Source organism: Kaarinaea lacus (assembly GCF_975902315.1).
This window is the reverse complement of record NZ_CDLKIE010000461.1, coordinates 1-4700: the sequence shown is the minus strand read 5'-3', so window position 1 is coordinate 4700 and position 4700 is coordinate 1. Positions and strand designations below refer to the sequence as shown.

Sequence of the window (4700 nt, the reverse complement as noted above, 5' to 3'; positions counted from 1 at the left end):
GGCAATAAACCACAGGGGCAGGCGGCTACACAACTAGCACAGCGAATACAGGGTCGGGCAAGCTGTTCAGCGACTTGCTGTTTGCTGAGCGCGATGATGCCGCCTGTGCCTTTAACGATCGGTACTTCATCGTCAGGTATGGTTTGACCCATCATCGGGCCGCCCATTAACAGTCTGTCCGGTGTTTCTCTATAGCCTCCACAATACTCAATTAATTCGGACACACGTGTACCTAATAACACTTCGAGATTGGCTGGTTCATTAATGGCGTCACCACTTACTGTTACGACACGTGAGACCAGGGGGCGACTATAACGAACAGCGCGATGAACCGCATAGGCGGTGCCCACGTTATGGACAATCATGCCGATGTCCGCTGACAGGGCACGTGCAGGAACTTCTTTACCGGTTACCGCGAAAATAAGATGTTTTTCTGATCCCATGGGATATCGGGTGGGTACTTTAGCGATACTGATATCAGTAAAGCTTTTGGCAGCGTTTTTCATTCCTGCCAGGGCGATATCCTTGTTGTCTTCTATAACAATGATTACCCTGCTAGCGCCCAGTGCATTTTGAATAATTCGAATACCATCGATGATTTGTTCGTTATATTCACGCATCAAGCGGTCATCGCAGGTTAAATAAGGTTCGCACTCAGCGCCATTGATTACCAGGGTGTGAATTTTATAGCGATTGCGTAAATCCAGTTTTACTGCGGAAGGAAAGGTGGCGCCACCCATACCAACTACACCTGCGGTGCCGACCCGAAGTGCAATTTCTTCAGCCGATAACTGGAAAGGATCGATAGGCGCAACGGAATTCCCCCAACGATCTTCGCCATCCGATTTAATAATGATAGTTTTTACCGGTAAACCTGAGGGGTGCGGTGCAGTATGTAATGTAATATCGTGCACTACACCAGAGGTTGGTGCATGCACAGGCGCAGAAACTGCGCCCTGGCTATGGGCCAGTAGTTGTCCTTTTAATACTTTATCACCGATGCTGACTTCGGGTTCTGCGGGTGCACCTATGTGTTGCTGTACCGGAACATACAGGAATTCAGGTACAGGCATGACGTCAATGGCCTTGCTGGCAGTTGCCTGTTTGTGATCATCAGGGTGAACGCCACCACGAAACTTAAATAACCGCATACAATACCTTCATAGCTTTCATAATCTTTATAAAGACAACCGTCAAAATGACTTGTGCTTAATTACATGGCTTAAGCTGCCATGGCCGGTTTGGGCCAATGCCAGGTCTGTAATGTTTTCTGAATAGGAATCGCCACCAGGCATTCCGTAGGACAAACATCGATGCATGCTTTACAACCGGTGCAGGCATCGCGAATAACAGCATGGATTTGTTTAGGTGCGCCGACAATCGCGTCGGTGGGGCAAACCTTATAGCACCGTGTACAGCCGATACAGGTTGCTTCTCTTACTTTGGCAAAAATGGGCTCTTCCTCTTTCATGTTGGATAAATCCACAGTCACTCCCAGTTTTTGCGCGAGCTCTTCAGCCAGTGATTTTCCGCCTGGCGGGCAAACAGTAACAGGTGCTTCACCTTCTACAATAGCTTCAGCGGCCTGATTGCATCCTGTAAAACCACATTGTCCGCATTGTGTACCGGGAAGCATTTCATTGACTTCATTGATCAGTGGATTAGTTTCCACTTTAAATTTTTTCGCAGCCATGCCAAGAATAGTGCCGAGTGTTAAACCTAAGGCTGTTAAGCTTGCGATCGCGGCTAGCATGTTAATTCTCCATTTTCCTTCGCGATAAAATAATTTTCGCCTGATTAAATACGCTTGATTTTACTTCACCGGTAATCCGGTAAATCCCATAAATGCCATCGCCAACAAACCGGCCACGATAAATCCGATGGGCGCTCCGGCAAATGCTTCTGGTACGTTGGCTAATGCCAGTCGTTCCCTTAAACCTGCGAATAACACCATGACCAGGGTAAATCCCAGTGCGGAGCCTACACCGTATAAAGCGCTTTGTAGAAACGTGTTGTCTTCCTGCAAATTTAAAAGAGCAACGCCTAAAACAGCGCAGTTGGTAGTAATCAATGGCAAAAATACGCCAAGCATTTGATAGAGGACCGGGCTGGTTTTCCTGACAAACATTTCCGTAAACTGCACAACCGCAGCGATCACCAGAATAAAAGCGATGATACGCAAGAACTCGATATTCAACGGGGCAAGAATGAAGTGTTCAATTAACCAGCTTGATACAGCGGCTATGGTCAGCACAAATGTAGTGGCGAAACCCATGCCTAGTGCTGTATCCAGTTTGTTAGATACACCCATGAATGGACACAGGCCCAGAAATTTCACCAGCACGACGTTATTGACTAAAGCCGTGCCTAATAAAATAAAAAAGTATTCACTCATATCACTTTTTCCATTGGTTAACAGTGGAATAGCATCAAGCATGCCACGCGAAAAAAGAGTAAATGTTTATAGCTGAGTAAATTAGTGGGGATGAATAAAAACAGAGGTTTGCAATATCGTTGCACTACATTAACGCGTTGCGCACATTGATAGTGCTTTTTTTATGTTGTTTTATTTATCACATGCCAGGTTAGTAACTGTATTGTTTTGTAGTAAATGCTACAAAACATAGGCTTTTATAGTCTGTTTTCTTTCGTAGAACAATGTGTTTGACTAAAGGGCGCGTTATTTGCAGGGGTACTATTGAAACGTGCGGGGTGACAGGCAGTTTTTAAAAACAGGCAACGTAGATTAGCGTTTATCTTACAAGTGTTCAGCTGTCGTTCAGTATAAACGTGATGAATTATTTTCTGCCATGTTTTGTAAAACGATGAACAAAGATTTTAAGTAGTCAGTTGTAATAAATGGTTTTGACATAAAAGGTAATGAATATGAAGGGGACGATTCAACAGTTTGATAACTGGACAGATACTTTGCCAGCATGGTTGTTCTTTGAGGCCGTACAGCAATCGGCCATTGCTATTTCAATTACCGATACGAAAGCAAATATCCTGTATGTTAATCCTGCGTTTACCAGAGTGACTGGTTATGAAGCCGAAGAAGTGATTGGCTGTAACGAATCATTATTATCCGACAGGGTCACACCGCCCCTTGTGTATGAAACCATGTGGGGACGCCTGTTACAGAAGCAACCATGGAATGGCGTATTGGTGAATCGTCGCAAAGACGGTCAGCGTTATCTTGCCAACTTAACAATAGCGCCGGTGGTAAATGCCGAGGGTGAGATAATCCATTACCTGGGCATTCATCGCGATGTCACTGATTTTTATCGGTTGCAACAGGAACTGGAAAATCAAAAATCTCTTATTGAATCCGTTGTTGATTCTGCACCAGTAATAATCGTTTTGTTAGATAATTCCGGTAAAGTGATTCTGGATAACCTTGCCTATAAAGCGCTGGTGTCAGACATGCGTGGTAAAGAACCCGCTCTGGAATGCCTGCAAACGATACGGGACTCTTTGGGAGAAGAATTCGAAAACACGCTTTATTCAAACGAAGGCATTACTGGGCACGAAATCAGTTTTCATCTGGCCGGTAAATCTGAACCACGCTGGTTTTCATGTTCTGTCATACCGTTTAAGGAAAAAGACAGCAGTGCGGATAATTTCTTCGCCGCGGAAAAACAGGAGTATCTATTGTTGTTGGCCAGTGAAATTACCCAGATCAAGCGCCAACAAGAGGATGTACGGTTAAATGCCATGAAAGCATTAATGGCCGAGCAGGAACTGGTTCAAAGTGTTCGTGAAACGGTGGCCGGTGCGATATTTCAATTACAGGTTCCTCTGAATATGATATCCGCCGCTGAAGGAATGTTGGAGCGACGGTCAAATGGAAAATCAGGTACCAGTAACGAAGATCCATTGATCAATGTATTGCAACAGGCCCTGGCGGCCGGAACAGAAGCGATGGATACCTTAAGGGCTTCGATGCCTGAAGAGGCGAAAGAAGCTGCAAAATCTGTTGATGTCAATCAACTGTTAAGAGAGGTTTTATCTGTGTCGACTGACAGATTATTAGAACGCGGCGTTGTTGTTGACTGGCAACCAACGCCCCTACTGCCGAAACTGATCGGTAAGGAATCTCAATTGAGAGGCATGTTTAAGCAAATCATCGATAATGCACTCGATGCCATGGATGAAAAAAACCTGGTTCGAAGAGAGCTCAATGTGACAACCTTACATCCAACAGCCGACATTATTCAGGTGGTTATAGAAGATTCGGGTCCTGGTATTCCTGAAGACTTGAAAGTCAAAATATTCGAACCCTTTTTTAGCACTAAAGGAAAGGCAGGAAAGCGGGCAGGTATGGGGCTGGTAATGGCACAACAGGTCGTAAATGAACACTCAGGCAGTATCAGCATCTTTACACCTGAAAAGGGTGGTTGCCGCATCACAGTAGAACTTCCCATCTTAAACAAATAGTCGTTCAGGTTTGTAGAAGCGATTGAATTTATGGCAGATAGAATGTCCCAAAAATTTCAAGAATACAACGACGCCACGGGTCGAGCTGAAATGCTGGTGGCAGAGCTGGATACTTTATACCGTGTCAGCCAGGTATTAAGTCAATCCCTGAATTTGCAGGAAACCCTGCAAGGGGTTTTATTGCAAATGCATGAAAAGGGTAATTTGTGCAATGGCATGGTGAGTTTGCTGCAGCCCGATAAAGGTGAAATGCTGTTAAGCGC

General features: G+C 45.0%; 5 protein-coding genes. 2 read left to right on the top strand and 3 right to left on the bottom strand.

All coding sequences use genetic code 11. The features are described 5' to 3' along the window. The 3 genes from rsxC to rsxA all read right to left on the bottom strand — a co-directional run. On the bottom strand, window positions 1-1151 hold a 1151-nt coding region (rsxC, locus tag ACWVCM_RS14280), incomplete at its 3' end, for an electron transport complex subunit RsxC (RefSeq protein WP_455202433.1). 71 nt (window positions 1152-1222) lie between these two features. Then, window positions 1223-1753, bottom strand: a complete 531-nt coding sequence (locus tag ACWVCM_RS14275) for an RnfABCDGE type electron transport complex subunit B (protein ID WP_455202432.1) — start codon at window positions 1751-1753, stop codon at window positions 1223-1225. 60 nt (window positions 1754-1813) lie between these two features. After that, window positions 1814-2395: an electron transport complex subunit RsxA gene (rsxA, locus tag ACWVCM_RS14270; RefSeq protein ID WP_455202431.1), complete on the bottom strand. Its 582-nt coding sequence runs from the start codon at window positions 2393-2395 to the stop codon at window positions 1814-1816. A 491-nt stretch (window positions 2396-2886) separates the two neighbouring features. Here rsxA and nifL point away from each other — a divergent pair, with 491 nt between their 5' ends. Further along, window positions 2887-4437, top strand: coding sequence for a nitrogen fixation negative regulator NifL (gene nifL, locus ACWVCM_RS14265; protein WP_455202430.1), 1551 nt, complete (start codon window positions 2887-2889; stop codon window positions 4435-4437). Window positions 4438-4479: 42 nt separating this feature from the next. Then, the coding region (locus ACWVCM_RS14260; protein WP_455202429.1) for a hypothetical protein at window positions 4480-4700 on the top strand (221 nt) is incomplete at its 3' end.